The organism is Chitinophaga sancti (assembly GCF_034424315.1).
In the GTDB taxonomy this organism is placed as follows: Bacteria; Bacteroidota; Bacteroidia; order Chitinophagales; family Chitinophagaceae; genus Chitinophaga; species Chitinophaga sancti.
In genome coordinates this window covers 2884336-2910490 of record NZ_CP139972.1, presented here as the reverse complement: position 1 = coordinate 2910490, position 26155 = coordinate 2884336, and the positions used below count along the sequence as shown (strand labels likewise).

The following is a 26155-nucleotide window of genomic DNA, read 5'->3' as shown; positions in this document are numbered from 1 at the left end:
TTATGCCACTGAATAAAAGTGCCCTGGAAGCCCAGATAAAGATGGCTTTCAAAGAAATGAAAAGTTCGGATGGAGATGAGGAAGCTACGCTGGATAAACTGTGTGGCAAGCTGGCAGAAGCAATAGATACCTATGTGAAAACAGCAACTATTGTTTATATAGGAGGAATGACTACAGATCCCGCTACCTTTTTGGTTAAACCTCCATTTAATGGCAACCTGACATGAAAGACATCCTATACAACAATGACCTTGACCTCGATATTCTCAATGGCGATTTCGTCACAGGTTTCAGCGATCTCCAGCACCAGAAAATTCTCCTCATGAACAACCGGGCTACCTTCAAGGAATACCCCGATACAGGAGTTGATGCCTTCGGCTTCTTAAACGATAATGATTATCGTTCCCTGCTTGCCGAGATCCGTAACCAGTTTATTGCCGATGGGATGGTCGTACATAAAATAACCCTTGCTGACTCAGGTCAGTTAAACATCGATGCAAGCTATGAAGACAGTTAATGTAAAACCCCATCAATGCCTCCTTGATATTGCAATGCAGGAAAAAGGAAGTATCGCCGCCCTCTTCGACTTTGCGCTTGCCAATACCCGCAGTATTACAGATGATTACCTGGCCGGGGAAAGTTTATTCATTCCCGATATAGACGTGATCGACATGCGTATGTGGCAGGATCTGCAGAGTGAAGGTGTGATACCTGCTAATGTATTTACTCCCGAAGAAGTCGTCAACGTATTGGGAGGTATCGGCTACATGGGCGTACAGCTGGACCTTCGCATCAGTTAAAAAATTAAATAATTTATGGCAAGAACAATCACCGAAATACAGGATGATATTATCAGCCGTATCACAGGTACTACAGAGCTTTCTTCGCTTAACAGCACCAGTAAGGTGGCCGTATGGCGGCTCTGGACCTATATTGTCGCAGTAAGCATCTGGGCGCTGGAGAACCTCTTTGATCTGCATAAAGCAGAAGTGACGACGCTGATCAACGAAAAAGCACCGCATAGCCTGCGCTGGTATGCGAATAAAGCAAGAGCCTTCCAGCATGGATCAGAGCTGGCCTATGAAAAGGATTATTATGATAATTCAAAACTTACAGAAGACCAGGTAAACGCACAACAAATTATTGCTTACAGTGCTGTGGTAGAGCAATCCAAAGGCCTGCGCCTGAAGGTGGCCCGTATCGTGAATGGAGACCTGGATGCACTCACCGGGCAACAGCTGGAATCATTCGGCACTTATATGAATAAGATCAAGGATGCCGGTGTAACACCGCTGGTAATTGAAAGCCTGCCTCCTGATAATCTGAAACTGGATATGATTGTCTATTACAACCCGCTTGTGTTAGATAGTAAAGGCAATCGCCTCGATGGTACAGTGGAAGACCCTGTTCGTAACCAGGTGAAGAACTACCTGAAGAATTTGCCTTTCAATGGTACGCTTGTACTGGCCTACCTGGTAGATGCACTGCAACAGGTAGATGGTGTCGTAATACCCCATATCGTACGGGCACAGGCTCAGTATGGCACTTTAGCCTATGCTGCATTTGATGTAAAATATAGCCCTGATGCCGGATACCTGCGTTTCCAGGTGGACAAAGATCTTCATATTGATTTCCTTCCACAAAGCACCATCAAATGAGTAAAATATTTGACATTGATTACCACCGGCTGATCAGGCTACTCATGCCGCCACGATTGAGAAAGGTATTGCATCTATCCTGGTTACAGGCGATCACTTACCCCGTCAATTTATTGTACCAGCAGTTTAGACGTAACCGTGATGCAAACCTGTATAGATTAAGCATTACCCCACAGGTGGTATACATGGAAAAACTGCTGAATGACAGGTACGATCTGGCTGACAGGGGAATCCGCATCGTAGATGCAGTCAGTAATGAAGTAACCCTGATCTACCAGGAAGAGGAATCAAAACCAAAGTTCCTGTACCTGGAATCAGAAGAACATCCCCTCTATCTTTTTACTGAAGCGGAGATCGGCAATGAACCTGTAGACTTTTATGTGTTGGTACCTAAAGCAGTTAGCTTCAATGATGATGAAATGGCAGCGCTGATCGATACCTATAAGCTGGCTGGTATGGCTTACAAAATTCAAAGAGTATGAACAAAATAGAACAATTGACAAACCTGGGTGGTTTCCCCATGACCCAGTATACGCTTGCCTTTATGCAGTCTTCCTACCACGATGCGCTGGCAGGATTATCAAAGATGATCGGCAATGCAGTGATCGTGTCAGGTATGGAAGAAGTCGGGAACAATGTAGCAGATGGATGGATCAGTTATGAGGGGGAATTATTACCCTTTGTAGGAGGCCCTAAACTGGATACCTGGATCGTAGAAGAACTCATGGAAAGCAGGCTTTTTGCCGACCAGGTGACCCGCAATGTATACTTTACAAAAAGAGCCCGTTTTGGCTCCGGCGGTATTGCCTATGGCAACCTGCAGCGGATAGAAACCCTGCTAAGCCTGCGGGATACAATCGCTAACCTGAAGGCCTCATTTACACAGCAATTGGGAAGTCTTTGGAAGAAAGGAGACGTCATTCAGGTGGACTGCGATACAAAATACATACTTGAGAATTTCGATAGCACTGGCTTAGGTAAGAATGAAAGAGCCGGTTGGGCCATCTGTAATGGTTTCAACAATACGAATAACCGGATGGGTAAGTTTCCCATTGGTTATGATCCCAGCAGGATGGATTATAATGCGCCCGGTAAAACCGGCGGTGTGGAATCAGTGACCTTGTCAATGGATCAGATGCCTCAGCATACACATAGATTTTCTGCTACAGGCGAAGCATTTGGATTTGATAATGGGTATGCATCAGTGGTATCAACCTTTATCAGGCGCGGTGGTGACTTTGATGCATCTATGGTTCCCGCCGGCGGTAGCCAGGCTCACGAAAACCGTCCTCCATTTATCGTCACTCTCTTCATTATGAAATTATAACCCCTATGGCAATACGCGAACGTAATAAACTAAAAGGATGGTTTCAAACAGGAGCATACCCCACCCAGGATCAATTCTGGGATTGGCTGGACAGCTTCATGCACAAATCAGAAGATACCATCGGCATCGAAAATATCACCGGACTGCGCGCACTGCTGGACAACAAAACCGATTTCGAAGCCTTCAATGCACTTTATCAGCAATTCCAGGAAGTGATCGGCTCCATGAAAAAAATATGGAGACTGGATGTCAGCACCCCTCTTTCTGATCAGTACCTGAATGAACAATATCCAACTGCCACCAAAGGCACACAGGTAATATGCCCGCTCATTGCGCAGGGCGGCGAAGTATATGAGAAGTATAATGATACAACCCATGCATGGTTCCGGTTGTATATGATCCGACCTTCCTTTACTGGCAGCCCTGGCGCAATAGCAGGTATAGAGTTAGACAACTATGTATAAATTTTAAAAGAAATAGCAAATGAATATTGAGCTAAAAAAAGTGAAGTGGGCTGATGGTAATGCACCATCTACCCCACAAACACTCCGCCTGAGCTTTCGCAGGCAGGATGCTCCGGATGTATCCGATAGTTATACACTGGTTACAGACAGCCTGTTTGTACTGGCAAATGGAACAATCATAAATCCACCGCTCATCAAGGGTCTGGAAAATGCAATGCCCTATGTATTAAGATTGCAGAATAACGATATAATTGGCGGGCAGGTGGATATATTATATACCACTCCCAGCGAACTGGCATTCGCTCAGGTAACCGCACGTTTTACACCTAATGCAAGGATCGACTATGTCAATGAAGGTATTAATTTGTTGTCCGGTATGATGCCTTCCTTTGGTAAAGCATTTTTTACACTGGAAAATGATTTCATAGACCGGTTTGCTACCTACAGTATATCTCCTGGAGCTGCTCCTGCTTTTAAGAAATATCAGGGTTATTTAGGATTGTATGTAAACGCTGCGTCAGGGTCGTTAACTACAAGTATCTCTCAACCCAATTTAATTGGTTACAATGGTGCTGCTTATTACTCAATGGGTGTTAATTTTTATATAAGCACTGCAGACCTTGGAACAAGCGGCGTATGGCCACTTTTATCTTGTGTAGATGCTAGTGGTAATGGTGTGATGGTCTATGTTGATAACGCAACGAAAAAGGTCGTTTGGCAGCAAAAAAATCCAACTGCAAGAGAAACGCTTACCTCGACTACGCTGATCGTTCCCGATAGCTGGAACAATGTGTTGATTGGAAGTGCCCCTGCACCAATTGGTAATAACGTTCTTTATCATTTGATCCTGAATGGTTCTAATAATAATACCGGCTCTATAGGCACCAGCTCAAACTTTAGCACACCAAATGCTAATGAGATGCTCACAGTAGGAGGAAATCCTTATCCATCCGGGTTTAGTGGTAAAGGTACGTTCAGGAATTTATATGTTACGGCAGCGCTATCTTCGACTGGAGACAATTCCGGCTACACCACGCTGCTTCCTCCGACGGGCTATTTACAGCAGGTGAGTAACCCTGCCAATATTATTACCATTCCTCATGAAAACATGATTTCAGTCAGCAGTACTAAAATTAGTTTTACAATCCCTCAGAGTGTAGCAGCAGGTAATTATAATTTTTATGTAAAGTATAACCGTAATACAAGTACTACACCGGTAGTCAATATTTCAGTAGATGCAGTTACAAAGCAGACATCTCCATTTGATTTTAACTTTGCATTGTCTGACGATACCTTAAATATGACAGATGCATTCCAGGTGGCTCATTATGCGATCAACGAAAATCTTGATGGTGGGCCAGATGGTGGAGTAGTACCTAAAAATGTCTACTTCAGGGATGGGATGCTGGTACTGGAAGCACATGGTGACTTATATGATGGTTTGGTGCAGGGTGTTGATAAAGATAGAATGCCTAAGAAACATACCGAACCGGGTGACCCATTGATAGGAGAGTATTGGAAAACGCGTGTAGGCGCAGCAGTAGCTACCAGAAGTTATTGCGGATATGGCCGGTTCATCGTAGAAGCAAAATTGCCAAAGCAATTTGGTGTATCCCCTTTTTTCAGGTTATATAATCGTGCAACCGCTTTTCTTCAGGATCCATATTATGATCAGGTTATTGCCAGTGGCTTACACCAGCGGAGTGATGGTGCAAACGGGTACTATACGATTGTAAAAAATGAATTTAGTATGGAGCTTCCTGCCAATAATTCAGTGTGGGTCTTTAACTCATTGAGCGAAATGGTATCCGTTAATTATGTGTATCCTTATGCCGGTATGAAAGTAATTGTAAATGCAGGAGATAACAATGATGGTACCTGGCAACTCAATACACCTGCTGCACCTAATCAGCTCTCCAGCTGGACAAAGTTTAGCGATGAGAAACAGTTAGTGAATCAACCCCGCAGAGATCAGGTGAAACTAAAGAATTCTAAAGGACCATTGGGTAATGGGGCCGGTTTTAACTGGCTACCGAATCCTGTTGAAGAAGAATACCTGGAAATGCGTGCATCTGCTGGAAAGGATATCTGGGATGATGCATTCCATGAATTCAGAATGGACTGGTATGCGAACAGAGTGGAATACTATATTGACGGTGTCCTGATTCAGACGAATCCATTCGTTGTTCCTGACATTGCCGGCAGATTTTCTTTTGGCCTGTCATTCCCTTCTTCCCAGTTTGAAGACAGCTCATGGTTGCTGGATCCCCAACTCCTGACAGCAGGCGTTGCCGCATGGCATCATCAGACTATGACAGTAAGAAGAGTAGCATTCACGCCATTTACAGATGCAGTGGCTGGTGGTACAAACCGCTTGATTGGAGAAACCAAACCTTATGATGGAATGTATAAATTCCCGTTTATTTATGGTTGAGTAAGTAACAAGGCTGCTGCAGCAGCCTTGTTACTATTTGTATTTTTTCCATCCCGGAAACAACTTTTATTTAACGCACTTTTTAAAAATTCCTCCCGACCTTTGCCTCTCAAGAAATCTAAACTACTATGAAACACATTTCCCTGGCGATACTGATCTTGCTATCAACGCAGTTCGCTTTTGCACAGGACACTACGCAGCAGGTTGTTCAAGGACGCACTAACAGTAAGGAACAGGAAGCCAAACCCTATGTCATCATGATCTCTATCGATGGCTTCAGGTACGATTATGCAGAGAAATACCAGGCCGCAAACCTCCTCCGCTTATCCGGCGAAGGCGTAAAAGCCACCGCCATGCAGCCTTCCTATCCAAGCCTTACTTTCCCGAATCACTACACCCTGATCACAGGGCTATATCCTGCTCATCACGGCCTGGTAGACAATTCGTTTTATGACAGGAATCGCAAACAGGTCTATGATATGAAGAACCGGGATGCGGTGGAAGATGGTACCTGGTATGGCGGAACACCACTCTGGGTAATGGCCGAGCAGCAACATATGGTGAGTGCCAGTTATTTCTGGGTAGGCTCAGAAAGTCCTATTCAAAACACACGCCCAACTTATTCATATCGCTACCAGGAGAAAACAAAGATCGATGATCGCATCCAGGCGCTCGTAAACTGGCTGAAACTGCCCGCAGCACAGCGCCCACACCTCATCACCTTCTACTTCCCCGAAGTAGATCATGCAGGGCATAGCTATGGGCCTGAATCTGAACAGGTAAAAGAACAGGTGCAATTCGTAGATGAAAGCATCGGGAAAATGGTGAAGGCGGTGAGTGCACTGAAGCTGCCGGTTAACTATATCGTAGTATCAGATCATGGTATGGCGGCTGTAGATACGGTGAACCTGATCCAGCTGAATGACATGGGATTGAGAATGTCATGGGGAGGAGAGAAGATGATGTTCTATGGTGATGATACCGCAAAAGTGAATGCGGCTTATGCCTATTATAAATCTCACGAAGACCACTTCAGAACATATCGAAAAACCGAAATGCCGGCAAGATGGCATTACGGCACAGAAGATAAATTTAACCGTATTGGAGACATCGTATTAGTACCCGATCCCTACTACGTTTTCGCGCAGCCTAAGAAGGGTAAACAACATACCGGTCATCATGGCTTTGATAATAATCTCACTGACATGAATGCTGTGTTCATGGCCTGGGGGCCCGCATTTAACCAACACCAGCGGATTGGTACATTTGCCAATATACACGTGTATCCGCTGGTGGCTGAGATCCTGGGTTTAAAGATCGAAGAGCCGGTAGATGGACAACTGGATGTGCTGAAACCTATCTTAAAGGGCCGCTAAAACCCGCTTAGTCATTTCATCCATTTCCATACCGCGGGGTGCTTGGTTTCATTCTGCATCGTAAATGCAATAGCAGAATCGAGTTTTACCGGGTCAGGGCTTTCGGTGCCTTTTGTTGCCATTCGCCCCCGGGTGGAAAATACCCTTGTTTGGATTGGGCGATGCTGTGGCATGAAATGACGATGAGCAGGAAAAGAACAATAGGTGATCTCATATGAGCAAGATAAGAAACATTGAATGTATGGTGCCAAATTTGCTATACGTATATAGGTTTTCGCTATCTTCAATCACCAATGGAAAAAATTATTCAGGAAGTATCAGGAGTAGAGGTAGCCAGTGTGGATCTGGATACCGCGATTTCATTCCAACCATTTATTAATCGCCTTCGCGAGAGAATCCAACACGAGCAGACAGTTAAAAAAGCACTGTATGAACAGGTGCTGGCTACCTATGAGCAATATCATCTCCCGCAGGAAGAAATTTCGTTGGAAGAAGTCGGCAAATACAGCGATTTACTGGAACAGATGTATGCTTGTCTTTCTCCGGCTATGACGGATGAAAAAGAGCTGGCATGGGCCATGAATATGCCTTTTCAGCCGCTTATATTCTACGGCACCACCCTGTTTTACGAACTGATGCGCAACCGGAGGGATGACCATGATATTTATGTGATCACAAAAACGGCTGACGAGTATCAACGCGACCGGCTCAAATTATTATACTCCGTCGTATTACAAAAGTTATATAACTTCCAGGCGCCTACGCAATTGCCGGATGTGCATGCCGGCATTAATCTCTCCACCGGTTTGCTGCAATACTATGCCATGCGGATTAATATGGATTACATTGAAGTGACCGCTAAAGGCCCCCTGCCTCAGCTGGATTTCAGTGAACTCTACATGCGCATGAGTGAAGGGGAGGGCTATGATATCCTCCTGGAAATGTTGCCACTATCGCTCTTTAAAATAAGAGGGATCTGTATCCTGAATCTTACAGACGTTACTGCCGAAAAAGCAATTGACAATATTGAACGCGTGCGCCTGAACCGCACACCTGCAAATGACGATGAGAACTACAGGAATGTGATTAAATCCCTGAAAACCCTGGTGAGAAACAACCAGATAGAGTTCGATCTCTTCCCGTTTGTTAGAGTGAACAACGAGCCTGTATATGGTTATGTAAAAGGTGGTACGGGTATCCTCTTCGAAGTATGGGGTGAAGGCCGCGTATCGCCTGACGTATTCCGCAGGCAGGCAAAAGGGTATTTCTCCAATCCCGACTTCTTTTTCTCCCAGGATATCTCTGCTGAGAACCAGCAAGGCCATGATTACCTGGACTACTTCCGTAAACTCGGTGTACGTTCCCTGGCTTTGATGCCGGTGTTCCACAATCATATACCAGTAGGCGTGCTGGCCATCCATACCTGGCAGGACGAGCGCTTTGATGAGAAGATCCTTGTGCTCTTACAACCTGCCATGGCTGCCATTGGCCGCTTATTACAGATATATATTGATGAATTCAACTACGAAATAGAATGTGTCATCAAAGAAAAATTCACATCTATCCAGCCAGCCGTGCAATGGAAGTTCAACGAAGTGGCCTGGCAATACCTGCATGACAGGAAACGGCATTTACCGGAAAAGGAATTCAGTATTCACTTCGATAATGTATACCCGTTATACGGGGCAGTTGATATCCGCAACTCTACTATAGAACGGAACAAGGCCATCGTGGCAGACCTGGATGCACACCTTTCCTTATTAGGTGGAACATTAAGGACCTTACAGGATAGGTATCCATCCGCGCTGCTCGAAGAGATGATTTATAAATGCTCCAAATGGCAGGAGATCCTGGCATCAGACCAGTTGTACGCCAATGATGAAGATAAGCTAAACACTTTTTTAAGAAAAGAAACGACGCCTTTCCTGAATCATCTTGCCGGCCAGCATCCGCAAACAAAACACCTGGTAGATGAATACCTGAAAGTACTGGATGCTTTTAACAACAGTACTAGCGGCGAAAAATATTCGTTGGAGATATCCATGCAGATGATCAATGAAGCGGTGAATGAATATTTTGAACATGAAAAGAACCAGTTGCAAAGCCTGTATCCCTGCTACTTTGAAAAGTTCAGGACCGACGGCGTAGAATACGATGCATACATTGGTCAGTCCATAGCACCGCAGCATCCCTTCAATCATTTCCATCTTAAAAACCTGCGTTTATGGCAATTGTCAGGTATGGCTGCCATCGCACGTATTACCCGTGCCCTGCTGCCCGGCATGCCAAAGGTATTACGTACCACGCAGCTCATTTTCGTACACAACCATACTATCGATATCAGTTTCAGGGCAGACGAAAGACGCTTTGATGTAGAGGGTGCTTATAACATCCGTTACCAGATGATCAAGAAGCGTATCGATAAAGTACACATCAAGGAATCAGAAGAACGCCTCACCCAGCCGGATAAGATCGTGCTGATCTATTTCGATAACAAGGATGTGGAAGATTACCTGCCTTTCATTGAATACCTGCAGGAAAAGCATGTCCTGTGCAATGATCTTGAATACCTGCTGCTGGAGGACCTGCAGGGCCTGAGTGGCCTCAAGGCATTGCGTGTAGGCGTGGTATATGAGGCATCACTGAACGATTAACTTCTTCGTTTCTTTAATACCTTTTGAAGTCAGCCGAACAATGTACATCCCTTTCTCAAGGTCATTGATACCTACATTGAGCCGGGTCGTACCCTCCTGCAATCCACCCAGGAACGATTTCACCAATGCTCCCCTGCTATTATAAAACTCGATCAATACTTCGGCTGCAGCAGGCAGTGCATACTTAATATTAACATTGCCGGAAGCGGGATTTGGAAACACATTCAGGTTGGCCGTTTCAGCTTTCTCCTCCTGGGGAGCCATGGAAACGGCACTCCAGGTAAAGGTGCTGCCGGTAGTGATGGCCGTACTTTTGCAGGTCAGGCTGAGCAGGTTGCTCTCCATAAATACGTATTCCCCTTTTAGATTTTGCAGCGCAACTGTATTGGTACCCAGCCCTACCCATTTAAAACGGGCATTGTGATCAATCATGGTGCTGGTACAACGCATTGGACTGGTAGCGGTTACATAGCGGCCATTACTGCCCTGCAGGGCGATGGTGCTGTCTCCGGCATCTACAACAATAAATTGTTCGGAAGCACTGATGGTGGTATGATCACATTTCATAGGGCCGTACTTGTCAGCCGCAGACATAAGCCAGACATCATTCAGCAGGTAAATAGTGCTGCCTACAGGTGCAGGGGGAATGGTATCCTGTGCATGCACAGACAGGAAGGCCATCAGCAAAGATATGCAGCATAAACAAAAAAGTTTCATGGATAGGATTTAGCATCTGTCAATAAGAGATATGGAATAGAACAGTACGGGATGTGTCAAAAGTAACCTGAAGGCATTGCGCATTTCATCAATAGAAAACCTCTCCGACAGGGATCCGGATTAAACCGGGTAGATTACTTTTGAAACAACCCAGATATAACGCAGTAAATAAATTTTTATTATAAAACTAATTGTGCATGCAGGCGCTGCAATGTACCTGCCAGGTCTCCGCAGAGGCCGGGATGGATTTTAGATGATTGAATGACAGTACTTCTTGTAGCGGTGAGCCACCTGAACCGGGAGGGCAAATCCAGTTTGGCGATAGGGCCGGCATCAGGGGCGCCGGCGGCAATCTTTTCAAAGGCAGTCAGGTAAGCCCTTAGTTCCTCCATATCAAATTCAGGAGCCAGGCACCTGATCTTCTCCCCGTTCACAGAAAAAAGGGTTTGCAGGTACCGCTGTTGTTTACAATACAGGATCACACCTATATTGAGGAACTCCTCGCGTACTACACTGGGAACTACGCGAATGACAGCATACTCATATAAGTGCTTCTCTTGCATGTTGTGCTTCTTTTACAAATATTTCAGACGCTGCTAAGCGTGTGGTTATGAATTGATAATATACCTCTCTTACCTGTTCCGGGCTTTCGCCGGAAGACCATTCCTGCAACCATTCGTCCGGGATCAGGCTGACAATACCCCTGATCTTTTCGGTGGTGAGCAGCAGGCGCAGTTGGGCATCAGCTTCGGCAATCAGGGTAGCCTGTGGCAGCAATACATGGTCTTTGACCTGTACAAAAGGTTTGGTGGCAGATGCTTCCCAGTTACTCCAGTTGTGGTGGAAATAAAGGGATGCCCCATGATCGATGAGCCAGAGCTCCCTGTGCCACATGAGCATATTGGTATTGCGGGGTGTACGGTCAACATTTGTCAGCAGGCAATCCATCCATACGATACGTGAAGCCAGTTCAGGTTCAATTTTCGTGACGGCCGGGTCGAAGGTCACTGACCCGGAGAGATAATGAACACCCAGGTTCAGGCCAACGCTGGCCTTCAGGAGGTCCTGGATTTCCTCATCCGGTTCGGTACGGCCAAAGGCACTATCCAGAGTGGCAAACACGATTTCGGGCATTTTGAACCCCAATGCACGGGCTATTTCTCCGCCTATCAGTTCGGCGATCAGGGCCTTGATACCCTGGCCGGCGCCCCGGAATTTCAGTACATATAAAAAGCCGTCATCTGCTTCGGCGATGGCGGGGAGAGAGCCGCCTTCCCGAAGCGGCGTTACATATCTTGTTACGCTAACGGTTCTAAGCTCAGGTTGTTGATTCATGGCTGCAAGGTACAGAAAAGGCTTATTCTATGAGAAAAACAGCCAGCAATGGGGGATCATTTGAATTCAATTAAGCAGGCAGCAGGGAGATCCGGATATAAAGAGGGAAACAACCCCTATCACCTTCTTTTTGCCCTTAAAAACCTAAAAAGAGGAATTTTCAAACCGTATCAGCTGGCGGTCAAAAAGAGAGATAACCCGCAGATAACCCGCAGATATCCCGCCTATAAGCCGCCTTTAACCCGCATCTTAAAAGAGGCGGCTTATCTGCGGGTTATTACCAGTTTATAGATGAGATACCTCTGCTTTTTCCCTATAACTGCATAATTTTAGATGTATCTTGCACTATAATTTCTATTTTTTCATTTGAGGGATCAGTTCATAACATGGGTACAGGAAGCGGCAGACGGAAATCAGCTGGCATATGGTTATTTATATACCCACCACTATCCGCGTCTGCAAGTAGCCATCACCTTCATCACCCGGGATAAGGAAGAAACCGATGAAATTTTGCAGGAGACCTTTCTGCGTATCTGGAAAACAAAAGAGAAACTTTTAGTGGTGCGGTCATTTGAAGACTATGCCTTCCGCGTAGCCAAAAACCTCCTGTTCGATCATTTAAGAAGGAAGAAGGTGCACCTGAAAGCCATAGATGCCATCGTACACCAGCAGGACGATGTCGCTACCGGGGGCGACCAGCAGTTAGTCTATAAAGAATACCACGACATTGCCACCCGGGCCATTGCTACCCTTGATCCCCAGAAGAAAGAAATATTCCTGCTTCGTACACAGGAAGGCCTCAGTTTTGAGGAAATAGCCGAACGATGCGGCATTGCTGTCGTAACGGTCAAAAAACATTTTTACACCGCCTTTCATACCCTCAAAAAGCTCCTGAACGAGCATGGTGGCGTGTTTACCTTCCTACTCATCCTCTGGTCCAGGGGGCGCTAAAAAATATTTTTAGAAAAAGCGTATACAAACCTTTTACGAGTTCGTCTCTTGTATATGAGTGACGAGCAAATCATCCATTTAATTCATAAATACAGGAGCAGTACCCTGAGCGAAACAGAAGAGCTGGCTTTTTTTAGCTGGTATGCTGAAGTAGACCCGGGGGAGTTCCATCGTATCCTGCAACAAGCGGGGGAAGTGGATTATGAGCCAGCGTCGCCAGTGTTCCTGTCCTCACTGGAGGAGCGCTTACAACATAAAGAGGCGGTAGTCAGGAAAATGCCAATCCTGCGCCGGGCCGCTGCTGCTGCAGCCATCATTGTACTAGGTACTACTGCCTGGTATGTTTTCAAACCGGATCGCAGGCAAGTTGCACCAATAATTGCTGCGAAAGTAAATGATGTACAGCCTGGTAAAAGTGGTGCCGTGCTCACCCTTGCCAATGGCCAGGTTATAGCCCTGGACAGTGCCGGCAATGGGGTGATTGCCAACCAGAATGGCACTACGGTTACATTAAATAATGGTAGTCTGCGTTATAATGCTGATAATGCAGCTGCCGTGAGCTACAATATGATCCGTACGCCCAAAGCCCGGCAATTTCAATTGCAATTGCCGGATGGAACTACGGTATGGCTCAATGCCGGGAGCTCGCTGAAGTATCCGACTGCCTTTACAGGTAAGGAAAGGATCGTTTCCATTACAGGAGAAGCCTTCTTCGATGTAGCGAAGGATGCAGCACATCCTTTTGTAGTAGAAGTAGCAGACCAGGTGAAGGTACAGGTACTGGGCACACAGTTCAACATCAATGCTTATCCCGACGAAAAGCAGATCAGGGCCACCCTGCTGCAGGGTAGCATCAAAGTGAACAAAGATGCTGCCGCCGTTGTATTGCAACCGGGTCAGCAGGCGCAGGTGAATGATGAAATCACAGTGAACAGAAATATAAACACAAGCCAGGTAAGTTCCTGGAAAGATGGGGTCTTTAACTTTGATGATTTGGGGGTAGAAGCGGTCATGCGTCAGCTGGCCAGGTGGTATGACATCGAGGTGGTTTATGAACAGGGAATTCCAACCAACAGGTTCTATGGCGAAATAGGCCGTAATCTGAGCCTGGCACAAGTACTGGAGGGATTAAAATTGTCAGGAGTGCATTTTAGAATTGAAGGCAAAAGGCTGATCGTATTGCCTTAAAAAACAGCGGTGATTCAGCGTGATCAATTGTGCCGGCAGGTATGAACTACCTGTGGGTAGTATTGAACATTTAAAATGAGCCACGATCGTACACCACAACCATGTGAATTGTTTTTTCAATATAAGTTCTTCTAAACTAAAAACCGCCCAGAGGTAGGATTCTGAGCGGTCAGGGTCTGGATGCACTGAATAGACAATTATTTAGGGACAACTGAATTTTTCAATCAACCAAACCAAATGCAAGGTATGCAAAAAAATGCTTTTTGTGACCGGGCCGACCGTGTCATGCCTTTTTACCGGCTTTATGGAAGCCGGATGTCAGCCAAAATCATGTTAGTTATGAAGCTAACCATCGTATTAATGACCATTGCATTCATGGGGGTTTATGCAAGTGGTCGATCTCAATCAGTGACAATGTCCGGGAATAATATCTCCCTGGAAAAAACATTTTCTACCATTCGTACGCAGACAGGATTTCTTGTATTCTGTGATCGTGAATTACTGGCTGAAGCAGCACCGGTTTCTGTTGCTGCTACTAATATGCCATTGAACAAATTCCTGGAACAGATCTTCAAAAATCAATCGCTGCAATACCTGATCCGTGAGCAGACCATCTTTGTAAGTAAGAAGGTAAAACTGCCGGGTGTACCAGAGGTGATCAACACTGTACCTGTAGAAGGTATTGTGCATGCAGAGAATGGTTATCCACTGGAAGGTGCAACAGTGAAAGTGAAAAATGGTCCTGTTTCTGTAATCACCAACAGCAAAGGTTATTTTGACCTGAATGCAAATGTGGGAGATGTGCTGATCATTTCTTATGTGGGTTTTGAACCACAGGAAATTAAAATTACCAACAGCACCAAACTGGACATTGCAATGAAAAGGCAGGTGGTGAATGTTGATGAAGTGATTGTAAGTGTAACTACCGGTTACCAGACCATCTCTAAAGAGAGGGCTACTGGTTCCTATGGCGTTTTGACTTCAAAGGATATCCAGGCTAGTCCCGTTATCGACATCCTCCAGCGACTGGAAGGTAAGGTAGCAGGTGTGAAAGTAGATCCCAATGGCGGTACTGTACAAATTAGAAGTACGAATACTTATGCTGGTGGTTCAGAACCGCTGATCGTAATAGATGGTTTTCCAATGATCGCCATTGGTGACAAGCAGTCACTCACTTCAAGAGGCGCAGCCATCATGTCTAACAATGCGATCATGTCTACCATCAACCCTGCAGATATTGAACAGATCACCTTCCTGAAAGATGCAGTGGCTACTTCTGTCTGGGGTGCGAAGGGTGCAAACGGCGTGATCGTCATTACCACCAAGCATGGTAAAAATAGCCTGCCTTCTCTCAATTTCTCTACTACTATAGGTATGGCTTCTGCTCCTAAGTTCTCCAAATTACACTGGATGAACACAGCTGAGTATGTAGACCTGGAAAAAGACCTGGTAAATAAAGGATTTATTACTGACAGTAAGCAAAGCCCTTACTACAACCCGCTGTATGCTGCCAATCCAAGTGAAGTGCAGGAATGGCTCTTCAAGGTGCAGAGAGGTGAAGCGACACAAGCCGAAGCAAATGCTGCGATCGACGCAATCTCGAAGCGCAACAATGAAGGACAAATCAGGAAGTACCTGCTACGCGAAGCTATCTCACAGCAATATAACTTATCTGTCTCCGGCGGTAATGATGTCAATTCATATTATATCGCTGCCAACCATAACAGGGATAATCCTATTTACAGGAGTAATGGCGGTAATAATACCAACCTGACTGCCAACCTGACCAATAAGTTCTGGAATAACAGGGTGACACTCAGCACAGGTATTCAATACCAGTTCAATAACCTGTCCACCAACCTGGCAGCTATGGATGCGCTGAGTTCTTCAACGACTTCCCTGCGCCCGTATGATATGCTGGTGAATAGTGATGGTAGCCTGATCAAGCGTAATGTGATATTCCGCCCAGAATTTACTGACAGTCTGACGAAACTAGGCTATTTACCCTTTACCTATAACGCTATTCAGGAGCTGAACTACAGCAATACCAAAACTTCTACCACTACTGCCCGTTTCAATTCAGGTATCAATGTAAACCTTACATCCTGGCTGCATGCCAACGTATCAGGTCAGTACCAGCGATTCAACAGCTACCAGAGTGCCATTAATACAATCGACAGTTATCAGGGTCGTATATTAATGAACAACTACACAACTATCTCTTCAACTACAAAAAGACCTGTGTACAGTATTCCTTACGGTGGTACCTACTATGTTGCACAGTCTTTAAACACTGAATATGCAGTGCGTGGACAGTTGACGCTGAATAAAACATTCCTGACCGATCATCATATCGATGTACTGGCTGGTACCGAGATCCGCCAGACCTATACCAAGGGTGACAATTCAACCCGTTATGGTTATGATCAGGATGCAAATACTTTTGGTGCAGTGAACCCCACTGTTTATAATATGACCATGTACGGTTATACCCAGCAGTTAGGCAATAACCTGAGTGGTATTGGAGAATCAAGGAACCGTTACCTGTCATACTATGGTAATGTAGCGTATAATTATAAAGCTAAGTATGATGTATCCGGTAGTGTTCGTTATGATGATTATACTTTGTTAGGTATAGATCGCAGCAAGCGTGCAAAACCTTTCTGGTCTGTAGGTGCTAAGTGGAATGCGCAACAGGAATCATTCCTGCAGCCTTATACCTGGTTAAGTAACCTGAGCCTGAGAGCAACCATAGGTACTGGTGGGGCTGTACCTTTGTATGGTTACAGAGTGCCGGTGATTGGCCTGGGTAATACAGATCCTAATACCAACCTGCCTTATGGTTATGTCACCAATCCTGCTAATCAGCAGTTACAGTGGGAAACTACCCGTACCCTGAATGGTGGTCTGGACATCGGCTTGTTCAACAACCGACTGACTGCGAGTGTGGAAGTGTATCGTAAATGGAGCTATGGTATCGCGGTAAGCCAACCTTACAACAGTACTTATGGCTGGTCCAGCTTATACTTTAACTCCGGTACGCTGTCGAGCCACGGTATTGAAATTACCCTGGGTGCTACCTGGTTGGACAAGAAAGACCTGACATTCAGTTCCAATTTTAACTTCGCATACAGCAATAACAAAGTCACTGATAACCGTTACTCAAATCTGCCAGTGTTTTCACTGCTAGGCGGCTCCGCTATACTTAACGACTATCCTATCAGTCCTTTATTCGTTTATCGTTCTGCAGGACTGGATAATACCGGTCAGACGCAGATCTATGATAAGGATAATAAGATCATCAAGAGTACGGACAACTTGCCAACTTCATTTAGTATGGCAGACCTGAAATATGTAGGTATGAGAAATTCTCCATATTTCGGTGGTTTCAACAATGTCTTCAGGTATAAGAATTTTGACCTGCAGGTACAGATCTCTTACTATATGGGTGGTAAGTTTATAAAACCATCTATAACTGGTTATCCGCAATACTCTTCTTTCTACGGACAGATCGGTCGTCAAAAAGACTTTGCTTCAAGATGGCGTCAGGCAGGTGATGAGGCGAATACCATTGTACCTGGTCTGGATAACATTAACTACAATAGCTTTAGCCGTTATCAGTTCTCTGACAAACTGGTAAGAAGTTCAGACAATATCCGCCTGCAGCAGATTTCCCTGAGATATAACTTCCCTAAGGCAATGCTGCCGACAAGAGTTATCAAAGGTCTTTCCATATCCGGCAACGTGCGTAACCTGGGTATGATCTGGGCGGCAAACAAGGAGAAGTATGATCCGCAGTACCTGAATGCAAACGGTAACTATTACAGTGCACCTCCGGTAACCAGCTATTTGTTAAACATTAATGCATCATTCTAATGAAAAAAATAATTTTCTATATAGCGGTTGCACTGTTAGCCACAGGTTGCCGCAAATACGTGGAGATAAATCAAATAGGTGTCAGAACCCTCACTTATACAAGCGACTACAGGGCACTGATGGATAACACAAGTGAAATGGAAAGCGTATGTGGGTTACAAATTTATTCCAACGATGATACCCGTATACTGGATGCCAACAAGCAAACCCAGCTCACGGATATATACTATAAGGCGTACCAGTGGCAGTCTCAATATTATTCGGATAACCAGTCAGATGCTGATTGGGATAGAATGTATCATACTATTTACAACGCTAACCTGACCCTGGAAGGTGTGCTGACCAGCAATAAAGGTTCAGATGCAGATAAAAAGCAAATCTATGCTGAAGCTCAGGTACATCGCGCATTTACCTACTGGATGCTGGTAAATATCTACGCAAAGCAATATGACAGCACAACCGCGTCTACCGACCTGGGTGTACCGATGGTAGTGAGTTCTGACCTGTATGCAAGCCTGAAAAGAGGCTCAGTTCAGGCAGCCTATGACATGATCCTGAACGATCTGCTGTCAGCTGTAGATGCATTGCCTGATCTGCCAGATTACAATACACGCCCATCCAAAGCGGGTGCTTATGCCGTATTAGCAAGAGTGTACCTCAGCGTAAGACAGTTTGACAAAGCAAGAAGCTATGCAGAGAAAGCACTGGCATTGCAGAAGGGCCTCCTGGATCTGCGTAGCTATCAGACCAGCACCGCTTCGTTCCCGCAGCGTCTCAAAGATCCTGAAGTGATCTTTTCAAAGGTGAGCAATGGTACTTATCAGGGCATACAATTGGATACAGCTTTGCTTACATTGCTGGGCACGAGTGATCTTCGATACAAACTCTTTGTAAAACCAGGTAGCTTCTTTTTCCCATCTTTTACGGGATATGGCTACTGGAGATATACCTATACCCGTGAGTACAACAAAATGTACCAGGGTCCTAACGTACCTGAAATGATGCTGATCGTTGCTGAAGCAGCAGCGCGTAGTAATGATGCCACAACAGCCGTTACGATGATCAACTCTATCCGTGAAAAACGTTTTGCGGCTACTGATTATACGGCGCTTGCTGCATCTACCGGTGCAGAAGCGATGCAACTCGTGATCGCAGAAAGAAGAAGAGAGTTCTTCGGTACAGGTCTCAGATGGTTTGATCAGAAACGACTGAATAAAGATGCAGCGTACCAGGTGACAATCACCCGCGATTTCAAAGGTGTTACCACTACTTTACTGCCAAACAGCAATCGTTATGTCTTCCCGATTGCCAACAAGTATATTCTGTTAAATCCAGAAATTCAACAAAATCCAGAGTAACAATAACCAACCATAATAAGGTGTAGCCCGGGGGGAGTGTCATAGCTCTCTCCGGTACGCCTTAAAAACAACCCAACAAATGAAGTATACATGGATCAGTGCACTGGCTATGATGCTGGCAGTGCCAGCTGTTGGCTTTAGCCAGGCAGATAGCAGCAGGTTACAAAAAAGTGGTGTGCCCGTAGCTGGCGATACCCTGACCATTCATTACAATCCCGCTGGTGGTCCGCTGGCAGGAAAGGATCATATCCGCGGTATGGTATACACCTTCAACAACTACAAATGGGGGCTTGATGATGTGAACCTGCAGTTACACAATGGCGTTTATGATGCAAAGTATTATGTGCCTGAGAACTGCGCGTTCGTAGCTTTCAAATTCTACGTAGAACAGGATGGGCAGATCGCCGCATATGACAACAATAATGATTTAGGGTTCGTAGAAACCACACTCAATAAACAGGGAATGGCACTGCCTGGTGGCGCACTGGCATGGGGCACCTTCCGTAAACCATCCTTCGGTCATGCACCGCAGGGATACTTCGAGAAATTTAATATCGGCGATGAGGCATTGGAAATGTGGATCCGAAAGGAAATGAAGAACTATGGTCAGAATATGCCTTATTATTTCGGCGTTTATAAAGATATGCTGAAGCTGACACTGGGCGATGAATACAATGAGAAGATTGAAAGAAACCTGGTGCGCCTGGCTGGATTGCCTAACATCGATGAATCGAACTATGCTCAGATCTACAGCGCTTTCAAAATCGACCTGAAAGACGAGCGCAAGGCGGATTCTGTAAAGGCAGTCATCCTGGCTAAGTATCCACATGGTCAGATGGCACGCCAGCTGGAATTTAATGAGGCAGTCAACAACAAGGACAACGATGAGAAGCTGGCCAAACTGGATAAATTCCTGAAGGATTTTCCTATTGCTGACATGCAAAAGGATTCCAGTGCTGACCAGCGTTTTATGTACTACACTACCTTCAGGGAACTGGCTACAGGTTATGTAGCAGCAGCTAAGATCAATCAGCTGATGGCCCTGTTGCCACAAATGGACTTTGCCACCCTGGTAGAAGTCTATCGCTGGAATGTAGAGCGTCATCTTATGATGAACAGCATGCCACTGGATAGCGTATATCCATTAGGTAAAGCCATCATCACCGAAGCACTCACCAAAGTACATGATGGTTCTTACAACGAAGCCCTGCGTTTCACTCCGCAACAGGCAGATGAATTTGCCCAGACCCAGATGGATAAGAAACTGGGTATGCATGCACGCCTGCTGGATAAAATGGGTCGTTATGATGAAGCACTGACCTACATCCGTATGATCTCTCCTGAGTTCCTGTATACCAGTGCAAAACTGAACGATGCACATATCGACATCCTCGAGCATACCGGAAATGGAGCACAGGTAGATGCTGTATTGGAAACAGGTGTAAGTAAAAATGCTGCTACTCCGGCAATGATTGAAAGACTGAAGAAAGAATATGTAGCTAAGAATGGTAAGGAAGATGGCTTCGATGCTTACATGGAAGGCCTGAAACCTGCAGCAGATATGGAAAAATTCAGAGCTGAAGTAAGAGCTGGCCTGATGAATGTGAAATATACGCCGTTCAAACTGAAAGATCTGGCTGGCAAAGTAGTGAACAGCGCTGACTTTAAAGATAAAATCGTAGTGATCGACTTCTGGGCTACCTGGTGTACGCCTTGTAAAGCCGCTTTCCCTGGTATGCAGATGGTAGTCGATAAATATGCGAAAGATAAAAATATTGCATTTTATTTCATTGCAACACAGGCTGCAAGTGACAAGTATAAAGAAGATATTAAAAGCTATATCAGCAAATCAGGTTACCGCTTTAACGTGTTACTGGATGATATCTCGAACAAGGGAACGCAGGACAAGGTATTCAGAACTATTTCCCCTATTTTTAAATCATCTGGTATACCTCGTAAAATCATCGTTAAGAACGGCGTGATTCGCTGGAGTTCAGAAGGTTACGGAGGTAGTGCCAGCAAACTGGTAGATGAACTGACATACGTAATTGACCTGTTAAAAAATGAAAATTGATGAAAGGGAAATTAATGCTGGTAGCGCTGCTGGGAATGCAGGTAGCAGTTGCTCAGAAGAAAACGATCGATACCACAGCGTATAGCGAATGGAAAAGGATTGGCACACCATCTTTATCTTACGACGGTCAGTGGATGCTTTACCGTTATAGTCAAGAGGATAGCCATTTACAATACCTGGTGAATACCGCTAGCGGTAAAACCAGTGCATTTGAAAAGATGAACAGCCCGGAGTTCTTAGGTAAGGGAAAATGGATAAAGTTCACCAGGAATGATTCTACCATACTGAGACGCCTGAAAGACGGACATGAAGAAGCCTGGACCCGCAGCAGTTATTTTATTGGCAATGATAACAGCACAACCCTGGGCTACACCGAAGGCAAGAAACAGGTAGTGTTAGATATCAATACCGGTGACAGCGTGGTACTGAACGATGTAAGCAGGTGCAGTTTCTTTGATGGCAATGTTATTTACATCAGGGACAATCAACTGTTCACCGGCCCTTTAAAAGGAAAGCACACAGTACTGTTTTCCGGTCCGATCGATGATTTTAACTTTAACATGGAGAAGCGTGCAGGTACCATCTTATCCGACAGGAAAGTGTACTATTTCTCTTTAAAGACCGGGAAGGTAAGCTTTGTATTCGACTACAGGGATGTGAAAGCACCTGCAGGTTATAAGGTAAACGAACAGGCGAACATGATCACGGCAGGTACCAAACAATTCGTACTGGATGTTTCGCGTAGCGAAAAACCAGCGATGCGTCGACCTGTACAGAATCCTGATTTCACGCTGGAATTGTGGACATGGAATGAGCCGGTGACTCAAAAACTGCAACGCAAAGGTGTATACGACAAGAACATGATGAACCAGGCAAAGTTCATCTACAACGTAGATACGAAAACGGTAGTAGAAGTGGCACCTGAAATGTCAGGTATGGTATTGGCACCATCCTGCGAGTCATTTGACTATGTTATTTCACTGGATCCGGCACCTTATAAAATAGATGTAGACTATCGTTATAACAATAATGTGGACATTTACCTGGTGAATGTACATACGGGTGAAAGGAAACTGATAGCAAAGGATAGTTATGAAAATCCGAGCTGGAGCCCGAATGGTAAGTTTGCCATTTATTACGATACACAAAAGAAGATCTGGGAAAAGATCGATCTGGGTACAGGTAATTTCATTAACATCTCTGATCAGATTGGTTTCCCGGTAAATGATGAAGAGTGGGATCAGCCGGGACGTAATCCAGCCTATGGCCTGGTAGGGTATATTGACGGTGGTAATACCATCGTACTCTATGACCGTTACGATATGTGGGCCGTGGACCTGGCAGGTCAGCGTAAACCTTATTCCCTGACCGGGCAGTATGGCCGTCAGCATAAAGTGGTACTGCGCCTGAACGGGGTGGAATACATGGAGAACATAGATCTTTCTAAACCTATCCTGCTGCGTAGCTTCAATGAAGAGACAAAATCACATGGTTTGTACAGGTTACAGTCACTGGCGAAAGTAGAAAAGCTGGCAGACAATCCTGATTACGATGTGAGAATCCATTCAATAGCAGGGGATGGGCATTCCTGTATCTTTTCAAAGCAGAGCTACCAGATCAGCCCGGATGTATGGTATGGTGATATGGAGTTCAAAAAATCAAAGCAACTGACGGATTGCAATCCTCAGCAAAAAGATTTTAACTGGGGTACTGCAAAGGTGGTAAAATGGAAAACTTTTGACGGAAAAGATGACGAAGGTTTGCTTTTCCTGCCGGAAGGTTATGATTCGACGAAGACATATCCGATGATTGTTGATTTCTATGAGACTCATTCTCAGGACCTTCACGATTATATAGTACCTGAATACAGTACGAGTACGATTAATATCAGTACTTATGTCAGCAATGGCTATTTAGTATTTCGTCCTGACGTGCATTATATCATTGGAAAACCCGGAGAAAGTGTGTACAATTGCGTCGTGAGTGGAGTTAAATACCTCATTGACAAGGGTATTGCAGATAAAGAAGCGGTTGGTTTACAAGGTCATAGCTTTGGTGGATATGAGGCATCTTACCTGGTAACCAGAACGGATGTATTCAAATGTGCCAATATTGGAGCGGGTGTAGTGAATATGACTTATAACTATACGGCGATGAGGCAGAACGGAGCACCCAGTTTGTTTAAGTTTGAGTCCGAGCAGTACCGTATGGGTAAAACCCTCTGGGAAGATAAGGAGGGATACGTGAATAACTCGGCTATATTTAATGCGGATAAGATACATACACCAATAATGATCTTCCATAACGACAAGGATGGAGCGGTGCCTTTCTCACACGGGCTAGATTTATTCCTAAGTATGCGTAGATTACGGCGTCCAGCGTGGTTACTGAACTATAAAGGTGGTAATCATACACTGGAGGATTTGCCGGCACAGAAGGATTTCACGATCCGGCTGCAGGGTTTCTTTGACCATTATTTAAAGAAGAAGCCTATGCCAAGATGGATGAGTGAGGGGATCAGTGTGGATGAGAGAAACGTAGATCAAAAGTACTAGATATAAATTTTTGATTTTGATTTTGGTTGATAAAATGAACCGCCGCTACCTTTCAAGGTAGTGGCGTTTTTTTTTGATAAAAAATTAAGGGAAGGCCTACGTTCAGCAGCCTTCCCTTTTTTTATATGCTTGCCATTAACCGATCAGTTTCTTTGCCTCAGCCACTACATTCTCTACAGAGAATCCTAACGCTTTCAGCACTTCTTCTCCCGGTCCGGATTCACCAAAGCGATTCAGGCCAAGCACCTTTCCTTCCGGACCCACATACCTATCCCATCCAATAGGGGTGAGGGCTTCGATAGATAGTCTTTTTACCAGTTTCTTCGGCAGTACACTTTCTTTGTAAGCCGCATCCTGTTCTTCAAACAGTTCCCATGATGGCATGCTCACCACCCTGCTGGAAATACCATCTTTACTTAACTGCTCCTGTGCAGCCAGTGCCAGTGATACTTCAGAACCTGTAGCGATGAGGATCAATTGCAATTCCTCCCCCTTATCCTGCAGCACATAAGCACCTTTGGCTACGTTTTCGGCAGAAGGAAATTTTGACTGATCCAGCACCGGCAATTTCTGGCGGCTTAAGATCAGGGCTACCGGTCCTTTTTTTCGTTCCAGTGCCAGCCGCCATGCCTGCACGGTTTCATTGGCATCTGCAGGACGGATCGTTACCAGGTTAGGCACGATGCGCAGTGCAGTTACCTGTTCTATGGGCTGGTGCGTAGGGCCATCTTCACCAAGGCCTACACTATCGTGTGTGAAAATATAAGTCACTGGTGCCTTTGTAAGTGCAGCCAGGCGAATGGACCCTTTCATATAATCAGAGAAGGTGAGGAAAGTACCACCGTACACACGCACCCCTTTGTGTGCTGCCATGCCATTCAGGATAGCGCCCATACCATGTTCCCGCACTCCGAACCAGATATTTGTTTCTTCATAATGATCCGGCTGGAAACTCAGTTTGGCATCCAAAGGCATATCATTGGAAGAAGCAAGGTCTGCACTGCCTCCAAATATGTAAGGAATTGCTTTTTTTAAAGCCAGCAGGGCTTTACCATGAGCCTGGCGGGTAGCCAGCGCACCATCTGCCGGTGTAAATACCGGCAGGCTCTTTTGCCATCCTTCCGGCAATTCATCATGAGCGCTGAGTGCCAGTTCTTTTCCTTCGGCAGGGAAAGCTGCTTTATAGGCATCAAACAGCTGGTTCCATTCCTCTTGTAATTTGGCACCTTCTTTTGTGCGGAGCAGCATGTGTTCTTTTACTGCTGCAGGCACGTAGAATTGTTTATCAGGGTCTGCACCATAAAATTCTTTTGTCTTGCGCACATTTTCTTCGCCCATGGCACTACCATGTACTTTATTGGAATCAGCCAGCGGACTACCATAACCAATAATGGTACGTACTGCAATGATCGAAGGTTTGTCAGTTACTGCCTGTGCCTTTTTTACAGCGGCTTCGATGCCATCCAGGTCATTTCCGTCTTCCACAATCTGTACATGCCAGTCGTAGGCTTCATACCTCTTTAGTACATCTTCTGTAAAGGCGAGGCTGGTAGGGCCATCCAGTGAAATCTTGTTATCATCATACAGGCATATGAGTTTACCTAGTTTCAGGTGACCGGCGAGGGAAGAGGCTTCTGAAGCAACACCCTCCATCATGTCGCCATCACTGGCAATAACATACGTGAAGTGGTCTACTACATTATGACCAGGCCGGTTATATTTAGCTGCCAGATGTGCTTCGGCCAATGCAATACCGATTGCATTGCCAAGACCCTGGCCTAATGGACCAGTGGTTACTTCTACCCCTGGGGTAAACATACTTTCAGGATGCCCGGGCGTCCTGGAATGAAGTTGCCTGAATTGTTTCAGATCTTCCAGGGAGAGGTCATAACCTGTGAGGTGAAGCATGCTGTATAATAATGCAGAACCGTGCCCTGCAGATAATACGAATCTATCGCGGTTAAACCATTTCGGATCGCTGGAATTGTAGCGCATGATACGGTTGAATAACACATATGCCATGGGTGCTGCGCCTAATGGTAAACCGGGGTGGCCGGAATTGGCTTTTTGTACGGCATCGATAGACAAAAAGCGAATGGTATTGACAGAGAGATCGTCTATTGAGGTAGACTTTACTGTTGCTGAAGTGTCAGTCATAAAAATAATTAATTGTGAGTAAGTGTATGTG

The 26155-nt window shown here is 45.3% G+C and carries 21 protein-coding genes; 17 read left to right on the top strand and 4 right to left on the bottom strand.

Annotated elements, in window-relative coordinates; genetic code table 11:
- The first annotated feature begins 2 nt into the window (after nucleotides 1–2).
- The 10 genes from U0033_RS11125 (at nucleotide 3) to U0033_RS11080 (ending at nucleotide 9913) form a co-directional block, all read left to right on the top strand.
- Complete coding sequence (locus U0033_RS11125) at nucleotides 3–227, top strand: hypothetical protein (RefSeq protein WP_072356654.1); 225 nt, start codon at nucleotides 3–5, stop codon at nucleotides 225–227.
- Nucleotides 224–517 (top strand): hypothetical protein, encoded by a 294-nt coding sequence (locus U0033_RS11120; protein WP_072356657.1) that lies wholly within the window; start codon nucleotides 224–226, stop codon nucleotides 515–517. The genes U0033_RS11125 and U0033_RS11120 overlap by 4 nt, the downstream gene beginning before the upstream one ends.
- The gene (locus U0033_RS11115; RefSeq protein WP_143150570.1) at nucleotides 504–800 is read left to right on the top strand and encodes a hypothetical protein; all 297 of its coding nucleotides are present in this window, start codon (nucleotides 504–506) and stop codon (nucleotides 798–800) included. The genes U0033_RS11120 and U0033_RS11115 overlap by 14 nt, the downstream gene beginning before the upstream one ends.
- Before the next feature lie 15 nt (nucleotides 801–815).
- Entirely contained in the window at nucleotides 816–1658 is an 843-nt protein-coding gene (locus U0033_RS11110; protein WP_072356662.1) for a hypothetical protein, read from the top strand.
- The gene (locus U0033_RS11105; protein ID WP_072356664.1) at nucleotides 1655–2140 is read left to right on the top strand and encodes a hypothetical protein; all 486 of its coding nucleotides are present in this window, start codon (nucleotides 1655–1657) and stop codon (nucleotides 2138–2140) included. Before U0033_RS11110 ends, U0033_RS11105 begins: the two co-directional genes overlap by 4 nt.
- Nucleotides 2137–2985, top strand: coding sequence for a hypothetical protein (locus tag U0033_RS11100; protein ID WP_072356667.1), 849 nt, complete (start codon nucleotides 2137–2139; stop codon nucleotides 2983–2985). Before U0033_RS11105 ends, U0033_RS11100 begins: the two co-directional genes overlap by 4 nt.
- Nucleotides 2986–2990: 5 nt before the next feature.
- Nucleotides 2991–3449, top strand: coding sequence for a hypothetical protein (locus U0033_RS11095; protein ID WP_072356669.1), 459 nt, complete (start codon nucleotides 2991–2993; stop codon nucleotides 3447–3449).
- 19 nt (nucleotides 3450–3468) lie between these two features.
- Nucleotides 3469–5883 carry a LamG domain-containing protein gene (locus U0033_RS11090; protein WP_072356672.1) on the top strand — a complete coding sequence of 805 codons (2415 nt, stop codon included), beginning with the start codon at nucleotides 3469–3471 and terminating at the stop codon, nucleotides 5881–5883.
- A gap of 128 nt (nucleotides 5884–6011) precedes the next feature.
- On the top strand, nucleotides 6012–7259 hold the full coding sequence (locus U0033_RS11085) for an alkaline phosphatase family protein (RefSeq protein ID WP_072356674.1): 1248 nt from the start codon (nucleotides 6012–6014) through the stop codon (nucleotides 7257–7259).
- A 293-nt stretch (nucleotides 7260–7552) separates the two neighbouring features.
- The gene (locus U0033_RS11080) at nucleotides 7553–9913 is read left to right on the top strand and encodes a GAF domain-containing protein (RefSeq protein ID WP_072356675.1); all 2361 of its coding nucleotides are present in this window, start codon (nucleotides 7553–7555) and stop codon (nucleotides 9911–9913) included.
- Here the strand turns inward: U0033_RS11080 and U0033_RS11075 are convergent.
- The 3 genes from U0033_RS11075 to U0033_RS11065 all read right to left on the bottom strand — a co-directional run bounded on the left by U0033_RS11075 (nucleotide 9899) and on the right by U0033_RS11065 (nucleotide 11965).
- Nucleotides 9899–10630: a T9SS type A sorting domain-containing protein gene (locus tag U0033_RS11075; RefSeq protein WP_083571293.1), complete on the bottom strand. Its 732-nt coding sequence runs from the start codon at nucleotides 10628–10630 to the stop codon at nucleotides 9899–9901. The two genes, U0033_RS11080 and U0033_RS11075, sit on opposite strands and share 15 nt — an antisense overlap.
- Before the next feature lie 179 nt (nucleotides 10631–10809).
- The gene (locus U0033_RS11070; protein WP_072356677.1) at nucleotides 10810–11193 is read right to left on the bottom strand and encodes a DUF3037 domain-containing protein; all 384 of its coding nucleotides are present in this window, start codon (nucleotides 11191–11193) and stop codon (nucleotides 10810–10812) included.
- Nucleotides 11171–11965 (bottom strand): HipA family kinase, encoded by a 795-nt coding sequence (locus tag U0033_RS11065; RefSeq protein ID WP_072356678.1) that lies wholly within the window; start codon nucleotides 11963–11965, stop codon nucleotides 11171–11173. Before U0033_RS11065 ends, U0033_RS11070 begins: the two co-directional genes overlap by 23 nt.
- 48 nt (nucleotides 11966–12013) lie before the next feature.
- On the opposite strand from U0033_RS11065, the gene U0033_RS11060 reads away from it, so the two are divergent.
- From U0033_RS11060 to U0033_RS11030, 7 genes are all read left to right on the top strand, one after another.
- Entirely contained in the window at nucleotides 12014–12256 is a 243-nt protein-coding gene (locus U0033_RS11060) for a hypothetical protein (RefSeq protein ID WP_072356679.1), read from the top strand.
- 75 nt (nucleotides 12257–12331) lie between these two features.
- The gene (locus U0033_RS11055) at nucleotides 12332–12916 is read left to right on the top strand and encodes an RNA polymerase sigma factor (RefSeq protein WP_072356680.1); all 585 of its coding nucleotides are present in this window, start codon (nucleotides 12332–12334) and stop codon (nucleotides 12914–12916) included.
- A 54-nt stretch (nucleotides 12917–12970) separates the two neighbouring features.
- Entirely contained in the window at nucleotides 12971–14104 is a 1134-nt protein-coding gene (locus tag U0033_RS11050) for a FecR family protein (protein WP_072356681.1), read from the top strand.
- Nucleotides 14105–14443: 339 nt separating this feature from the next.
- Entirely contained in the window at nucleotides 14444–17980 is a 3537-nt protein-coding gene (locus U0033_RS11045; RefSeq protein ID WP_177318514.1) for a SusC/RagA family TonB-linked outer membrane protein, read from the top strand.
- The gene (locus U0033_RS11040; RefSeq protein WP_072356682.1) at nucleotides 17980–19338 is read left to right on the top strand and encodes a RagB/SusD family nutrient uptake outer membrane protein; all 1359 of its coding nucleotides are present in this window, start codon (nucleotides 17980–17982) and stop codon (nucleotides 19336–19338) included. The genes U0033_RS11045 and U0033_RS11040 overlap by 1 nt, the downstream gene beginning before the upstream one ends.
- 79 nt (nucleotides 19339–19417) lie before the next feature.
- Nucleotides 19418–21412, top strand: coding sequence for a TlpA family protein disulfide reductase (locus U0033_RS11035; RefSeq protein WP_072356683.1), 1995 nt, complete (start codon nucleotides 19418–19420; stop codon nucleotides 21410–21412).
- Entirely contained in the window at nucleotides 21412–23967 is a 2556-nt protein-coding gene (locus U0033_RS11030) for a S9 family peptidase (RefSeq protein ID WP_072356684.1), read from the top strand. Before U0033_RS11035 ends, U0033_RS11030 begins: the two co-directional genes overlap by 1 nt.
- A 135-nt stretch (nucleotides 23968–24102) precedes the next feature.
- Here the strand turns inward: U0033_RS11030 and tkt are convergent, their stop codons facing one another.
- Nucleotides 24103–26124, bottom strand: coding sequence for a transketolase (gene tkt / locus U0033_RS11025; protein WP_072356685.1), 2022 nt, complete (start codon nucleotides 26122–26124; stop codon nucleotides 24103–24105).
- Nucleotides 26125–26155: the final 31 nt, after the last annotated feature.